Source organism: Nocardia sp. NPDC058640, from assembly GCF_042716995.1.
GTDB lineage: Bacteria > Actinomycetota > Actinomycetes > Mycobacteriales > Mycobacteriaceae > Nocardia.
The window spans coordinates 28,994-42,389 of the sequence record NZ_JBHXRG010000027.1; the positions used below are offsets into that span (position 1 = coordinate 28,994).

Annotated in this window: 15 protein-coding genes and 1 pseudogene; 8 read left to right on the plus strand and 8 right to left on the minus strand. The window is 66.2% G+C overall.

Annotation, left to right across the window (positions count from 1 at the left end; all coding sequences use genetic code 11):
- Positions 1–24: 24 nt before the first annotated feature.
- Positions 25–764, minus strand: a pseudogene (locus ACFWU5_RS23245) (alpha/beta fold hydrolase).
- Between the two features lie 90 nt (positions 765–854).
- Between ACFWU5_RS23245 and ACFWU5_RS23250 the strand changes: the two are divergent.
- The 3 genes from ACFWU5_RS23250 to ACFWU5_RS23260 all read left to right on the plus strand — a co-directional run bounded on the left by ACFWU5_RS23250 (position 855) and on the right by ACFWU5_RS23260 (position 3,208).
- A complete protein-coding gene (locus tag ACFWU5_RS23250; protein WP_379268812.1) occupies positions 855–1,703 on the plus strand; it encodes an SDR family NAD(P)-dependent oxidoreductase in 849 nt (282 codons plus the stop codon).
- 91 nt (positions 1,704–1,794) lie between these two features.
- The gene (locus tag ACFWU5_RS23255; RefSeq protein ID WP_379268814.1) at positions 1,795–2,769 is read left to right on the plus strand and encodes a diiron oxygenase; all 975 of its coding nucleotides are present in this window, start codon (positions 1,795–1,797) and stop codon (positions 2,767–2,769) included.
- Between the two features lie 88 nt (positions 2,770–2,857).
- Positions 2,858–3,208 carry an Lsr2 family protein gene (locus ACFWU5_RS23260; protein WP_379245685.1) on the plus strand — a complete coding sequence of 117 codons (351 nt, stop codon included), beginning with the start codon at positions 2,858–2,860 and terminating at the stop codon, positions 3,206–3,208.
- Positions 3,209–3,274: 66 nt separating this feature from the next.
- On the opposite strand, the gene ACFWU5_RS23265 is transcribed toward ACFWU5_RS23260, so the two are convergent.
- Positions 3,275–4,576, minus strand: a complete 1,302-nt coding sequence (locus ACFWU5_RS23265; RefSeq protein ID WP_379268816.1) for a lipase family protein — start codon at positions 4,574–4,576, stop codon at positions 3,275–3,277.
- 283 nt (positions 4,577–4,859) lie between these two features.
- Here ACFWU5_RS23265 and ACFWU5_RS23270 point away from each other — a divergent pair, with 283 nt between their 5' ends.
- Positions 4,860–5,567, plus strand: a complete 708-nt coding sequence (locus tag ACFWU5_RS23270; RefSeq protein WP_379268817.1) for an MgtC/SapB family protein — start codon at positions 4,860–4,862, stop codon at positions 5,565–5,567.
- Positions 5,568–5,575: 8 nt separating this feature from the next.
- On the opposite strand, the gene ACFWU5_RS23275 is transcribed toward ACFWU5_RS23270, so the two are convergent.
- Complete coding sequence (locus ACFWU5_RS23275) at positions 5,576–5,926, minus strand: DoxX family protein (RefSeq protein WP_379268819.1); 351 nt, start codon at positions 5,924–5,926, stop codon at positions 5,576–5,578.
- Between the two features lie 100 nt (positions 5,927–6,026).
- On the opposite strand from ACFWU5_RS23275, the gene ACFWU5_RS23280 reads away from it, so the two are divergent.
- Genes ACFWU5_RS23280 through ACFWU5_RS23290 form a run of 3 tightly spaced genes read left to right on the plus strand, consistent with a single transcriptional unit; the run spans position 6,027 to position 8,347 of the window.
- Positions 6,027–6,668, plus strand: a complete 642-nt coding sequence (locus ACFWU5_RS23280; RefSeq protein WP_379268821.1) for a TetR/AcrR family transcriptional regulator — start codon at positions 6,027–6,029, stop codon at positions 6,666–6,668.
- 34 nt (positions 6,669–6,702) lie between these two features.
- On the plus strand, positions 6,703–7,605 hold the full coding sequence (locus ACFWU5_RS23285) for an alpha/beta fold hydrolase (protein ID WP_379245695.1): 903 nt from the start codon (positions 6,703–6,705) through the stop codon (positions 7,603–7,605).
- A gap of 10 nt (positions 7,606–7,615) precedes the next feature.
- Positions 7,616–8,347, plus strand: a complete 732-nt coding sequence (locus tag ACFWU5_RS23290) for a MerR family transcriptional regulator (protein ID WP_379245697.1) — start codon at positions 7,616–7,618, stop codon at positions 8,345–8,347.
- On the opposite strand, the gene ACFWU5_RS23295 is transcribed toward ACFWU5_RS23290, so the two are convergent.
- From ACFWU5_RS23295 to ACFWU5_RS23310, 4 genes are read right to left on the minus strand one after another with little or no spacing between them, the layout of a single operon-like run.
- Positions 8,332–9,810: a flavin-containing monooxygenase gene (locus tag ACFWU5_RS23295; protein ID WP_379245699.1), complete on the minus strand. Its 1,479-nt coding sequence runs from the start codon at positions 9,808–9,810 to the stop codon at positions 8,332–8,334. The genes ACFWU5_RS23290 and ACFWU5_RS23295 overlap by 16 nt on opposite strands.
- Complete coding sequence (locus ACFWU5_RS23300) at positions 9,807–10,367, minus strand: NAD(P)/FAD-dependent oxidoreductase (protein WP_379245701.1); 561 nt, start codon at positions 10,365–10,367, stop codon at positions 9,807–9,809. The genes ACFWU5_RS23295 and ACFWU5_RS23300 overlap by 4 nt, the downstream gene beginning before the upstream one ends.
- Entirely contained in the window at positions 10,364–11,290 is a 927-nt protein-coding gene (locus ACFWU5_RS23305) for a ferritin-like domain-containing protein (RefSeq protein WP_379245766.1), read from the minus strand. Before ACFWU5_RS23305 ends, ACFWU5_RS23300 begins: the two co-directional genes overlap by 4 nt.
- Positions 11,287–12,123 (minus strand): SDR family NAD(P)-dependent oxidoreductase, encoded by an 837-nt coding sequence (locus ACFWU5_RS23310; protein ID WP_379245702.1) that lies wholly within the window; start codon positions 12,121–12,123, stop codon positions 11,287–11,289. The genes ACFWU5_RS23305 and ACFWU5_RS23310 overlap by 4 nt, the downstream gene beginning before the upstream one ends.
- Before the next feature lie 102 nt (positions 12,124–12,225).
- On the opposite strand from ACFWU5_RS23310, the gene ACFWU5_RS23315 reads away from it, so the two are divergent.
- On the plus strand, positions 12,226–12,882 hold the full coding sequence (locus tag ACFWU5_RS23315; RefSeq protein ID WP_379245704.1) for a TetR/AcrR family transcriptional regulator: 657 nt from the start codon (positions 12,226–12,228) through the stop codon (positions 12,880–12,882).
- 1 nt (position 12,883) lies between these two features.
- On the opposite strand, the gene ACFWU5_RS23320 is transcribed toward ACFWU5_RS23315, so the two are convergent.
- A complete protein-coding gene (locus tag ACFWU5_RS23320) occupies positions 12,884–13,333 on the minus strand; it encodes an SRPBCC family protein (protein ID WP_379245705.1) in 450 nt (149 codons plus the stop codon).
- Positions 13,334–13,396: the final 63 nt, after the last annotated feature.

Consider the following 13,396-nt stretch of genomic DNA (forward strand, 5'->3'; position numbering starts at 1 on the left):
GCGGATCAGCCCTGGACCAGCCGATCAGTTGATTTCCGCGTGGTCGGCGACGACTTCTCGCAGCGCCGCGAGCAGGAAGGCGTTGACCTCGTCGGTGCGTTCGAGGTGCACGAGATGGCCCGCGCCGGGCAGCTCGACGACCGCGCGCAGGTCGGTGACGTTCGCCCGCAGCGTGGCCAGTGGGTCGCGGCCGCTGAAGCCTTCCATGTCGGGGTCGTTCTCGCCGTAGAGGAAGTAGGTCGGGACCTGGATGGTGGCGTCGGCGAAGGGCTCGGTGAGTTCCCAGTTGCGGTCGAGGTTGCGGTACCAGTTCAGGCCGCCGGTGAAGCCGGTTCGTTCGAATTCTGCTGCCAGGGTGTCGAATTCGGATTCAGAAAGCCATGGCCATGGCAGAGGCGGCGCTTGGGGCAGCACGTCCAGATAGCCGAGGCCGGGTGGGTTCTTCCAGGTGTCGAGGTAGTGGTAGTCGCCGGACACGGAGTAGAACACGCGGGCCAGGAATTCCCTTGGGCACGCGGCCAATTCGGCATCGGCGACACCGGGTTCCTGAAAGTAGGACAGGTGCAGGAAGTGGCGCTGGGCGGCTTTGGTGCGGCCACATCCGCGGGAGCCTCGGTTCGACCGTACCCGCGCAGGTCAGGCGCGAGGGCCCGAAATCCCGCCTCGGACAACGCTTTCAGCTGCCGGTGCCAGATATGCCCCGTGTGCGGGAAGCCGTGGCAGAACACCACGGGGTACCCCTGCCCCTGCCCGGTGACGTGCATCCTGACGTCGCCCGTGTCGAGGAATCCACTCTCCACTACCGCCTCCAATTTCTAGAACGTGTTCCTATTTGACGGTAGTGTCCGGAGGTCATGAGCGGAACAGCCAAAATTCTCGCGGGACACGTCGCGGTCGTGACCGGCGCCAGTCGCGGCATCGGCAAGGGAATCGCCCTGGAACTGGGCGCGGCCGGGGCGACCGTGTACGTCACCGGGCGCACCACCGAGCCCGGACGGCTGCCCGGCACCGTGCAGGAAACCGCCGATTCGGTCACCGAACTCGGCGGACACGGCATCGCGGCGGTCTGCGACCATCGAGACGACGACACGGTCGAGAAGCTGTTCGCCCGCATCCGCGACGAGCAGGGCCGCCTCGACGTGCTGGTCAACAACGTCTACAACTCCCCCGCCGCCGCCCGCTGGCTCGGTCGCAAGTTCTGGGATGTCCCCGCGAAAGCCTGGGACGAGACCTTCGACATCGGCGTTCGATCCCATTACGTGGCAAGCGTTTTCGCCGCACCTCTGCTGATCGAATCCGCGGGACTCATCGCGAATGTGTCGTCACCGGGCGCGCACCGGTACATGCACAACGCCGTCTACGGCGTGGGCAAAACTGCGCTGGACCGCCTCACCGCCGACCTCGCCCACGACCTGGACGGCACCGACGCGACCGCGGTGTCGATCTGGCCCGGCATCGTGAATACCGAACTGCTGCAGATAGTTCCGGCCGACGAGCACGGCCGACGCCAGGTCACCCTGCCCGGCGAGGGTACCTACGACCTCGACACCGCCGAAACCCCGCGCTTCGCCGGACGTGCGGTGGTGGCACTGACCACCGCCCCCGACAGATCCACGCGGGCAGGCAAAGCCTGGAAGGTCGCCGATCTCGCGCACGACTACGGCTTCACCGACATCGACGGCCGCATCCCACGCGCCGATTGACATTCACCCTAGAAATACCTGGAACAGTGCGTTACATTTACATTGAGGATTCGCCCGCTCGATGGCGATCCAGGTGACGACGGAGAGCACAATGACGTACTCGAAAACCGCGGCTGCCGAATACGCCGAGACCCTGCGCACCCTGTCGGAGGGTTCGGTCCACCGACGGTTCGACCCCTTCCTCGACATCGACTGGGACGCACCAGAACTCGCGATCGACCGCGACGACCCCCGCTGGGTCCTGTCCCCCGTGCTCGACCCGCTGGGCGCCACGAGCTGGTATCAGAACCTGCCGCTGGAACGTCGCATCGAGATCGGGCGGTGGCGGCAGGCCAACGCGGCCAAGGTCGGTCTGGCGTTCGAATCCATCCTGATCCGCGGGATGATGCAATACGCGATGACCCTGCCCAACGGTTCGCCCGAATTCCGGTACTGCCTCCACGAGATGACCGAGGAGTGCAACCACATCCAGATGTTCCAGGAACTGGTGAACCGGATCGGCGACGACGTGCCGGGGATGCGGCCGATGTTCCGGGTGATGTCACCGTTCATCGGCGTCGCGGGCGGCTATTTCTGGGCGATTCTGTTCATCGGCATTCTCGGCGGCGAAGAACCGATCGACCACTATCAAAAGGCGCTGATCCGCTCCGACAACGACACCCAGCCCACGTTGCTGCGGATCATGCAGATCCACATCGCCGAAGAGGCGCGCCACATCTCGTTCGCCAACGAGTTCCTGCGCACCCACATCGCCCGGATGGGACCGGTGCGCACCACGGTGTGCGCGGTGGCGTTCCCGATCGCGATGCGCTGGCTGGCCGATGAGCTGGTCAAACCGCCGAAATCCTTCGCCACCAAGTTCGACATTCCCGACGAGGTGTTCCGCGACGCGTTCTGGCGCAGCCCCACCTCCCGCAAGCTGCTGAGCGGGTTCTTCGGCGACATCCGCACCCTGGTCGACGAACTGGGCATGATGAACCCGGTGACCCGGCAACTGTGGAAAGCGCTGAAAGTCGACGGCGGCTACACGCGCTACCGCGGTGAGCCACAACGCCGCGCGAGCTGAACCGCACCGGTCCCGAACGAATTACCCGCGCCACCATCTACTAGGCTCGGCGACGGTAATTCACGGCACCCGAACGAATAGGACCCCCATGGCGCGCAAAGTCGTTGTCACACTTGTCGATGATTTCGATGGCACCTCTGCTGCCGACGCGACTGTCACATTCGGAATCGACGGCGCTGCCTACGAAATCGACCTGTCCGATGCCAATGCGGCGCAGCTGCGTGAGGTTTTCGAGCAGTGGGTTCCGTTCGCACGCCGCACCGGTCGGGCGAAGGCAGGCGTGGCACGTCGCGCAGGCACCGCACCGGCCGCCGAGTCCACCCGTCGCAACGACCTGACCGAGATCCGGGCATGGGCCTCGCAGAACGGGCACACCGTGTCCAGCCGCGGCCGCATCTCCGCGGAGGTCATCTCGGCCTACGAGCAGGCGTCGGCGTAAGGCTGACCAGTTCGCACTGAAACAGCATGGCCCGCAATCCGATTGCGGGCCATGCTGGTTTTCGCGCTAGTTCGGCAGTGGGATATCTGCCTTGAATCGCGGACCCGGCGACAGGCCGCGCAGCACGGCGCTGGTCCATGCCACCGCGGGCGGCCAGCCCGCGACGGCGTTGACGAGGTGTTCGGGCAGCGGCATCGTGTAGAAACGCATGTCCGCGCCGCGGTTCCAGTAGTCGTTCACGGTCGGCAGGACCGCCGACGCGGGGATCAGTTCGTCCCAGATGCCGTGCCACCAGAAGATCGGGCTGTCGGGAATATGGTGTCCGATGCTCTGTTCGGCGAGCAGTTCCATGACTCCGGGTTCGGTTTCCAGGGATCGTCCCGGCAGGAAATATTCGCTGATCGGCCGGTACACGCCCGCGGCGGCGATCGTGTACACGCAGCGGCTTTGCATATCCGCCACCAGCGCCTGGCCTTCCGGGGTCAGCATTTCCTTCGCGTCGAACAGGTCGGGGAATTCCCGTGACAACGCGGCGAACCCGAGCCACATGGTGAAGTTGCTGGTGCCTTCCAGGCCAGGTTGTCGGGCGATCGCGTAGCGGGCTTGGGTGCGCAGGTCGGCGGGAAAACCACCGACCGCGGTGCCGAGCAGGCGAATGTCGGGGGCATAGGTTTCGCGCAGTTCGGCCGCGCGGATCGACCCGGAGCCGCCGCCGGAATAGCCGTACAGCGCGATCCCGGAATCGGTCAGGCCCAGACTCGAGTTCTTCATGGCGCGCAGACTGTCCAGCACCATTTTGCCTTCGTCATAGGTGTTGAAGGTGTTGAACTTGCCGTCGAAGTCGGGCACGTTGATCGCGAAACCCTGCGCGAGCCAATAGACCGCCAGCGCAGCCTCTTTCATCGTCCCGGTCTGCAACGTGTAGGACGGGTTGCACGCGGAGTCGGTCGAATCGATCGCCTCCTGGAACGACACCACCGGTCGCGGGCTACCCGACCACGGGATGCCGGGGACGATCACCGAGGTGGCGGTCACGATCGGATTGTCGTGCACGTCGTTGCTGCGGTACAGAAACTGTTCGGTGTGCACCGGGAAAGGCAAGCCGAGCAGGCGGGTCTGCACCGTGCGGGAGCGGATGATCTGGCCGGGCGCAAAGGAATTCAGATCCGCCGGATCGTTGTACCAGGGATCTTCGGCGGGCACCGGAATCGGCAGCATGTCGTAGAGCTGGGGTTCGGTGGGCAGTTGCGGGAGCTGGTTCTGATCCGGCGGAAAACTCGGATACGGGTCGCCGGAGGCGCCACCCGTGCCCGACACCGCCAGGCAGATCGCGGCCAGTGGCACCGCCGCCCACCTGGCCCGCGACATTGCCTTCCTCGCCGAACGCGATCTGGCGCCCGGGCGGGCGGTAGCGGCCGTGCTGCGCTGCATGGCTTCTCCTTCAGTAGGTGACGCCGATTACAACACGACTCCTTGTTTCAAACAAGAGTGCTTGTTCACAATGCGGCACTGCCTCGCCGCTGTGAGCGTGGCCACCCGGGGTTGTCATTTTTCCTGCGGTGACCGCGTTTTCGTGCGCGCAGCCGGGGCGGCGAACGTTTAGCCTGGTCCAGCTCGGGCCGTCACCATTCGATCGTTCGAAGGTGTTGTCATGTCCTTTTGGGAAGTTCTGTTGCGGCTGGGAGCCGGTGTCGGGCTCGGTGCGTTGATCGGGGTCGAGCGGCAGTATCGGGCTCGGATGGCCGGGTTGCGCACCAACGCTTTGGTTGCCGCGGGTGCCGCGCTGTTTGTTTTGTTGTCCGCCAACGGTTTCGAAGGCGCCACCGCTGATCCGACGCGGGTCGCGGCGCAGATCGTGTCCGGTATCGGCTTTCTCGGCGCGGGTGTGATCATCCGCGACGGGGTCAATGTTCGTGGGTTGAACACCGCGGCCACCCTGTGGTGCGCGGCGGCGGTCGGGGCGCTGGCCGGGGCGGGAATGTATTCCGTGGCGGCGGCGGGCACGGTGGCCGTCGTGCTGGTCAACGTCGCCTTGCGCGCCGCCGGACACGCCGTGGATCGGGTGCCCGTCTCCGGCACCGAGCAGTCCGTTCGCTACGTATTCCTCGCCCACACCGACGATGCCAACGAGGCGCACGTACGAGCGCTACTGGTGCAAGCGTTGACGCGCACCGACTTTCGGTTGACCTCGATCGCGAGCGCGAACACCGAGATACCGGGGCGAGTCGAGGTCCGGGCGGAGTTGATCGGCGACGAACGCGATGACCGGCAGATGGAATCGGCGGTGAGCCGGTTGAGCCTGGAACCGTCGGTGACCAGCGTGGGCTGGGACGCGGTGGAGGTCGACACGGAGGTCTGAGGACCCGCTCACAGGGTGCCGACACCGAGAATCACCGGCACCGCCGCGACCAGTGTCAGCACGGCCGGAACCAGGCTGCCCGCAACATCTTTGACGCGCAGATGCGACAGCACCGCGCCGAGGAAGTACAGCGTCACACCGATTCCGGCCGCGATGCCGAGCGGGCGGTAGACGATGCCGGCCAGCAGGCCGAGTGCGCCCGCGATCTCCAGCCCGGCCAGGACCGGGAACCAGGACAGCGGCACGCCCAGACGGACCATCGTCGACGTGACCTCCTCCTCCTTGACGAGTTTGGCGTACGCGGAGAACACCAACACGAACGACAGCAGGACCGCTACGACGACATAGGCGGTGAACATGGGTTCCTCCATCAGGGGCGGGAGCAGGGGTACAAGAAGTAAAGTACAACGTGCATTGCACCTTGTAAAGTGTGCGTTGTACTTCGACGAGGAGGGACCTATGACCAGCACGGACCGACGGGGTGGGCGCCCGCGCAAAGGCACGCTCGACAAACGATCGGACGTCCTCGCGGCCGCACGCCGGGTGTTCGGGCGAGTGGGCTACGTCGGGGCGAGCATCGACATGATCGCCACCGAGGCCGAAGTGTCGACCCGCACCATCTACAACCATTTCACCAACAAGGAACAGCTGTTCGCCGTCGCGTTGACCGAGAGTTCGCAGCAGGTCGCCGCCGCGCACGAGGCCATCATCGATCGGAATCTGCCCGGCGATCTCGCGGCGGTGAATCTCGAATCGGCCTTGATCGAACTCGCGACCCAGTGGCGAAAGCCCGATAGTGCCACCGCCGAACACTTCGCGGTCGTGCGCCGAATCCAGGCCGGCGGCGAGGACTTCCCCGCCGACCTCGTCGACGCCTGGCAGGAGGCGGGCCCCCGGCGAGTTCGCCGCACCCTCGCCGAGCACTTCGCCGCCCTCGGAACCCGCGGCCTGCTCCACATCGACGATCCCGCCATTGCCGCCCAGCACTACATCGCGCTCATCACCACCGACTGGAACAGCGACGCAGAACTCGAGGAGTCGGTCAGTGCCGGCGTGCGCACATTCCTGTACGGACACCTGCCCCGCCCCGCCACGGGTTGACCTTGACGCTGCGTCAGGGTTGCACGCTTGTCGCATGACGGACACCAACATTTCCTCGACTCAGATCACCCCGCCGGTCGGCGGGTTTCACGACATCGATGGCCGCCGGATTTTCGCGCATCGGTTGGGCAGCGGTGGGCCCGCGGTTGTATTCCTGCCGGGTGCCAGTGCGGTCGGACTCGATTATTTCTTTGTGCAGCAGGCGGTTTCGCACTTCACCACCGCTGTGGTGTATGACCGTGCCGGTACCGGCTACAGCGATCCGGTGGCGTTGCCGCGCACCGGCGAAGCTGTCGCGGTGGAGCTGCGTGCGCTGTTGCGGGCCGAAAACATCGACGGCCCTTGTGTTCTCGTGGGGCACTCGCTGGGCTGCCTGTACGCGCATCGGTTCGCGCAGCTGTACCCGGAGCAGGTCGCGGGGTTGGTGTGGATGGATGGGCTGCATCGTGACTGGGACCGGTACATGCCCGCGGCGATGAGTCTGGGGGCGGCCGCGCAGCCCGAACCCGATCGGGAACAGCTCGTGCGGTTGGGCGCGGATATGCGGGCGATGCGCACCCTGTTGTTGGCGGATTACCCGGAGCAGGTGCGGCGGGCGCTGGTGGATGCCAAGGCCAGTGACGCATGGATTCGGGCGGGCTTCGCCGAGCGCCACGGGCTGCCCGAACTTGCCGCTGAACTGCGCGGTGGTGCCGACGTTCCTGATGTTGCGCTGATAGCCCTGAGCGTGCTGGGTGCCGATCCCGGCCGGTCGCGTGCAGCGCTCACCGCGATGCACGATGGCCGAAGGCGAATGGACGCGGCGCTGGTGGCCGGGGTGTCCCGAGGTGAACAGCGCGTGCTCACCGACACCGTGCACCACCGGCTGTGCTTCGACCGTCCCGATGCGGTGGTGGAGGCGATCGGCGATGTCGTCGATCAGGTTCGTCGCGCCTAGAATCGGCGCGGTGCTCACCATCGGCCAACTCGCGGCGACAGCCGGCGTGACCGTGCGCACCGTGCGCCACTACCACCAGGTCGGCCTGCTACCCGAGCCCGAACGCGACGCCTCCGGCTACCGTCGCTACCCCGCCCAGGCCGCGGTGGATCTCATCCGGATCAGGACCCTGGCCGACGCCGGTGTGCCGCTGTCGCGGATCGACGTGATGTTGCACGCGCAACCGACCGAATTCGCTTCCGCCATCAGCGATATCGATGCCGAACTGCAGCGCAAGATCGACCAGCTCACCCAGTACCGACACCGGATCGCCGAACTGGCCGGTGGCGAAAGCCTTTTCGTCCCAACCGAAGTGGTCGCGATCTTGAACCGGATGCGCGATCTGGGCGTGGGTGAACAGCGGGTTCGGCTGGAGCGAGATGCCTGGATTCTGTTGCAGGCGTTGGACTCCGCGGCGGTGGCACAGCGGGTTCGCGAGAAGAATGCCGAACTCGACGACCCCGAGACCACCCGCTTGTACCTCGCGGTAGACGAATCGGTGGACTGGGATCCGCGTGATCCGCGCCTGGACCGGCTCATCGATGAGCTCGACGCCTGGGAGATCGCACACCGACGAGCCGGCGGCCAGTCGACGAAATTGGTCGCGGCGCGGATCGCCGAGTCATCCCCGGCCTGGCAGCGCATCGTCACTGCGCTGACCTACCGCGCCGAGCGGCGAACCGCGTCCTACGAGAAGACGTAGTCGCTGAGCGGGAAATGCCCACTGCGCCAAGCCGCTTCGACGGTGGACGTGGGGCGCAGGGGAACGTCGCCGTGTTTGTCGAAGTAGTAGCTGTTGGCGGTGGCGCAGGATTCGTGCCAGAAGACCTGGCTGTCGCGGCGGGCCAGCATTTCGCGGAAGAAGCGGTCGTTGGCGTCTTCGGTGACCTCGATGCGGTGGGTGGCGGTGGTGCGGGCGTGCTGTAGGCAGCGCAGGATGTGGCGGGTCTGGTTTTCGATGAGGGTGAAGTAGGACGCGCCGTTGTAGCCGTAGGGGCCGATGATGGAGAAGAAGTTGGGGAAGCCGGGGACGCTGACGCCCTCATAGGCTTGTAGGCGGTTGTCGTCCCACCAGGTTTCCAGGTCGCGGCCGCCGACGCCGTGCAGGTCGTAGGTGGGCATATTGCCTGATTCCATGACTTTGAAGCCGGTGGCGAAGATCAGCACGTCGGCGGGGTGGTCGGTGGTGGCGCGTACGCCGGTGGGGGTGATTTCGCTGATGGGGGCGGTTTCCAGGGTGACGTTCGCGCGGTTGAAGGTTGACAGGTAGTCGTTGGAGAAGCTCGGGCGTTTGCAGCCGAGGGTGTATTTCGGGGTCAGTGCGGCGCGGACGGCGGGGTCTTTCACCTGGCGGCGCAGGTGCGCCAGGCCCGCGCGTTCGCCGATGGCTGCGGTGGGCAGAGAGCGGTAGTAATGGGCGGCGAGCGGGAAGGTGAACTCGACGTAGGTTTGGCTCACGAGGCGCGTGAGGGTCCGTCCGCCGGGGAGCTTCAAAGCCAGGCGCGCGGGCAGTGGCAGTGGGGCGTCGGGGCGGGGTAGGCACCAGATCGGGGTGCGTTGGAAGACCGTGAGGTGTTCTACCTGGTCGGCGATCTCCGGAATCACTTGCACCGCTGAGGCTCCCGTGCCGATGATCGCCACGCGCTTACCTCGCAGGTCTTGGCGATGATCCCAGCGGGAGGTGTGCATGGTGGCACCGGCGAAAGTTTCGACGCCGGGGATATCGGGCAGTTTGGGGCGGGTGAGCACGCCGGTCGCGCTGATCACGAAGCGGGCGGACAGGTCGCTGCCGTCCTCGGTGCGCAGTACCCAGCGGTCTGCGGGCTCGTCGAAGTCGGCGCTGATCACGGTGGTGCTGAAGCGAATTCGCGGGCGCAGGTTGTATTTGTCGACGCAGGATTCGGCATACGCTTTGAGTTCACGGCCGGGCGCGTAGACCCGTGACCAGTCGGTGCGCTGTTCGAAGGAGAACTGGTAGCTGAACGACGGAATGTCCACGGCCACACCGGGATAGGTGTTCCAGTGCCAGGTTCCGCCCACGCCGTCGGCATCGTCGACGATCAGGAAGTCGTCGAACCCGGCGTTGCGCAGGGCGATCGCCGCGCCGATTCCGGAGAAGCCGGCGCCGACGATGATGATCTCGTGGTCGATTTCGTTGGGGGTCAAGCGATCTCCTTCAGCAGTGCCGCGCCCGAGTGCAGTCGGCCCGGCGGGGCGAGCGTGCGGACGATGTGGTCCGCGTCGTCGGCGTAGACGATGATGTCCACTCGGTGTTCGATGCCGTCGACGGTACGCACACCCTGGGGTACGAGGCGGGCGATCGGCCAGGTCACCAGGGTGCAGTGCGGTTTCTGCAGGGCACGGTAGTAGCTGTTGTGGATCGCCACACCTGCGGTGTCGTCGGGCGCCAGTCGGTGGCGAAGCCATGAATCCCGCACCTGGACACGGAGATTGACGCGTGCGATCAGTCGCAGCAATCGTTGCGGTGCGCGGCGCAATACCGGCACGCTGGGCAGCGGTGCGCGCGGCAGAATCCACACCGCATCGGCCTGGAACACCGTCACCCGCGCTGCCTCGGCCGCGATGCCGGGCAACAGGCGGGCCGCCGCCGCCCCACTGCCGATGATCGCGACCCGCCGACCAGTGAATTCGTGCCGGGGCGAGAAGGCCAGGCAGTGGACATGGTCACCGGTGAAGGTCTCGGCGAAGCGGGGTGCGGTCATTTCGCCACCGGTTCGTAGGTGAGTTCGTTCGACCACGACGGCCTGCGACCCAACACCCGGATCGGAAAGCGGTCGATGCAGGCGTTGGAGACGTCGGCCAGCAACTGGAACGGCTGACGGCGGTTGATCGTGGCCTTTCCGTGCATCTTCACCACGTGATACAGCGGCACCCGCCGGATGGCCGGACTGCGCTGTCCCCGGTTCTCGAATCGACGGACCGCCTGCCACAGCTTCTGTTCGTCCAGGCCCAGCGCGATGATATTGGTCGACATCCGTGACAGCAGTGGCGCATACAGCAACGCACCGAGCACAAACGACGGCCGCACCGCGAAACCTGTTGTCTCGATGATCATTCGGCGCAGCGGACCAGCACCCAGTTGCTCGAGCACCTGGAAACCGACTGCCAGGTGCCGGGATTCGTCGTTGTTGATGTGCCGGAAGACCTCGTGGCAAACCGGGTCCTCGACCTCGTCGAGCAGGAACTTCACCAGCGCGCCGTCGAGGGCGGTTTCCAGTGAGGGGATGACCGTGCCGAGCACTGGCAGGGTCAGTTGGTCGGCGTAGCGGTCCAACCAGCTGATGACCAGGCGAATGTTGTTGTTGGGCAATGGCATAGAAGCACCGTTGGGCAGCATTCCCCAGCGGCGCATCAGGGCGAGTTCGGCATTGGCGTGCTTTTGTTCCTCGGCGTGGAAGTACCGGTAGATCTCGCGCAGCGGACCCGGTGGTGCCTGTTTGGTCAGGGCCGCGAAACCGCGCGCGCCCACGTGTTCGATCCACACCAGGTCCGCCATGAAGGTGGCAAGCCGCGGGCGTTGCTCATCAGTGATGGTGTCCGAACCCGGTGCGTCCCAATCGATGTCAGCCAGCGCCCATTGCTTGGCGCGAATGGTGTCGAGCATGTCGGAATAGGCGAACATCAGCGCACCACTCTTTCCAGCAGACCCGCCGAACGGGTGTAGGTCGCGGGCATCCAGCGTTTGGCCTGCCACAGCACTTTGGCTTCCAGCTGCGGCACCACATACAGTTCCCCGCGATCCACCGCGTCGAGAGTGGTGCGCGCGATGGCGGATGGTGCGCGGCCGGTCCACCGCAACAGCAGCGCGCCGAGGCGTTCGGCGGTGTCGTCCATCGGCGAATCCGCCTGCATGATATTGGTTTTCACGCCCGTGGGGCACAGCACGGTGACACCGACGCCGGTGCCCGCCAACTCGGCCGACATCGTTTCCGACAGCGCCAGCACGCCGGCTTTGCTCACGTTGTAGGCGGCCATGCGCGGTGCCGCGCCGAACGCCGCGGCCGAGGCGACGTTGACCAGTGACCCGCGCCCCGCTTCGCGCAGGATCGGCGCGAAGACGTGACAGCCGTGGATCACGCCCCAGAGGTTGACCCCGAGCGTGCGTTGCCAGTCATCCAAGGCGAAGTCGCCGACCGCCGGTCCGCCCGCCCCGATACCCGCGTTGTTGACCACGACGGTGGGCGCGCCACCGAACCAGTCCTGCGCGGTGGCGGCCAGCTGCTGCACGTCGGCGATGGCGGTGACGTCGCAGGCGGTGCCGATCGCCTTGCCGCCCGCGGCTTCGACCAGCTCGACGGTTTCCGCGGCGCGGTCGAGGTCGATGTCCGAGCACACCACCCGCCCGCTCCGGCGACCCAATTCGACGGCGAACGCGCGCCCGATTCCGCTGCCCGCGCCGGTCAGCACGGCATCGGCGGCGGTGGTCCGGCGGTGTCCGCCGAAGGGAAACAATCGCATGGCAACTCCCCTGAGTACCCGGCGAGACTACAACTGGTGGCATCTGCCACCACTGGCCGCACCTGACACCAATTAGGCGCGCACGGGTGTACTTTGTCAACCATGGATGTGCGCGCACCGGCACGGACCTGGGGCGGTCGGACCGCCGAACAGCGCAAGGCGCAGCGGCGGACCGCGCTGGTCGAGGCCGCGGTGGAAATCTGGCTCGACAGCGGCTGGGCGGCGGTGACCATGCGCGGGGTGTGTCAGCGGGCCGCGCTCAACGACCGGTACTTCTACGAACACTTCGCCGACCGGGACGAACTGCTCGCTCAGGTCTGGGACGAGGTGTGCGTGGAGGTGTTCGCCGAACTGGCAGGCGTGGTCGTCGAACAGACCGGGCGGCCACCACTGGAGATCGCCCGCGCCACCATCGCACGCGCGGTCGAACTACAAACCGACCTGCGCGGTCGCGCCAGGATTCTGCTCGCCGATCACGCGGGCAGCGCCGTGCTGGAACAGCGGCGCAAAACCATGCTCACCGACGCCACCGACGGGCTCATCGCGTTCGCCTGGCCATATCTGCGCCCCGACGTCGACGAAACCGCCATGCGCATGAGCACCCTGGCCGGGATCGGCGGGTTCGTGGAGTTGCTGTCGGCCTGGCGCACCGGCGTGCTCGATGTGGACGCGCAACGCCTGGTCGACCACACCAGCGCGATCGCGACCCAACTGGGCACGATGTTCCTGCCCGGCGAGATCATCGGCGAACCTGGCTGACTCAGCCCCGCGCGCGGCTCTTGCCCACGGCGATATCGGACAGGCGATCGAGCGATTCGCGATTGCGGGGCGTGAGCAGCAGGGTTTGCAGCACGTGTGGCAGGAAGCGGCCGGGGCCCCTGGTCGCGCGCTCCCCCATCACGACCTCGGTGGTCGCGGGGCCCACCTCACGCAGGTCCAACCGGACCACCGCCGCGCCGATCGGCCAGGCACGGGCGTCGAGTTCCAGGATGTAGGGCGGCTCGACGACCCGGACCGCGGTGGTGTCGGAAATGACCAGTGGCCACGGCCCCACACTGTGGTGGATGCGCGAACCGAGTGCGGGCCAGTCCTGGTCGACGCGTCGAATATGCGACGCGCCGACCACCCACCCCGCGTACGACCACCCGTCGGCCAGCACAGCGAACACGTCCTCGATCGAGGCAGGAACGGTGAGCCGAACTTCGACCAAGCATTTCCTGTTCACTGTTTCTACCCTCCGTGAGTCGGCAGATCAGTCGGCGTGCAGCCGCGA

Bases quoted from the DNA above. Each gene is read 5' to 3' on its own strand.
- ACFWU5_RS23250 (WP_379268812.1), top strand. From the start codon at position 855: ATGAGCGGAACAGCCAAAATTCTCGCGGGACACGTCGCGGTCGTGACC.
- ACFWU5_RS23255 (WP_379268814.1), top strand. From the start codon at position 1,795: ATGACGTACTCGAAAACCGCGGCTGCCGAATACGCCGAGACCCTGCGC.
- ACFWU5_RS23260 (WP_379245685.1), top strand. From the start codon at position 2,858: ATGGCGCGCAAAGTCGTTGTCACACTTGTCGATGATTTCGATGGCACC.
- ACFWU5_RS23265 (WP_379268816.1), bottom strand. From the start codon at position 4,576: ATGTCGCGGGCCAGGTGGGCGGCGGTGCCACTGGCCGCGATCTGCCTG.
- ACFWU5_RS23270 (WP_379268817.1), top strand. From the start codon at position 4,860: ATGTCCTTTTGGGAAGTTCTGTTGCGGCTGGGAGCCGGTGTCGGGCTC.
- ACFWU5_RS23275 (WP_379268819.1), bottom strand. From the start codon at position 5,926: ATGTTCACCGCCTATGTCGTCGTAGCGGTCCTGCTGTCGTTCGTGTTG.
- ACFWU5_RS23280 (WP_379268821.1), top strand. From the start codon at position 6,027: ATGACCAGCACGGACCGACGGGGTGGGCGCCCGCGCAAAGGCACGCTC.
- ACFWU5_RS23285 (WP_379245695.1), top strand. From the start codon at position 6,703: ATGACGGACACCAACATTTCCTCGACTCAGATCACCCCGCCGGTCGGC.
- ACFWU5_RS23300 (WP_379245701.1), bottom strand. From the start codon at position 10,367: ATGACCGCACCCCGCTTCGCCGAGACCTTCACCGGTGACCATGTCCAC.
- ACFWU5_RS23310 (WP_379245702.1), bottom strand. From the start codon at position 12,123: ATGCGATTGTTTCCCTTCGGCGGACACCGCCGGACCACCGCCGCCGAT.
- ACFWU5_RS23315 (WP_379245704.1), top strand. From the start codon at position 12,226: ATGGATGTGCGCGCACCGGCACGGACCTGGGGCGGTCGGACCGCCGAA.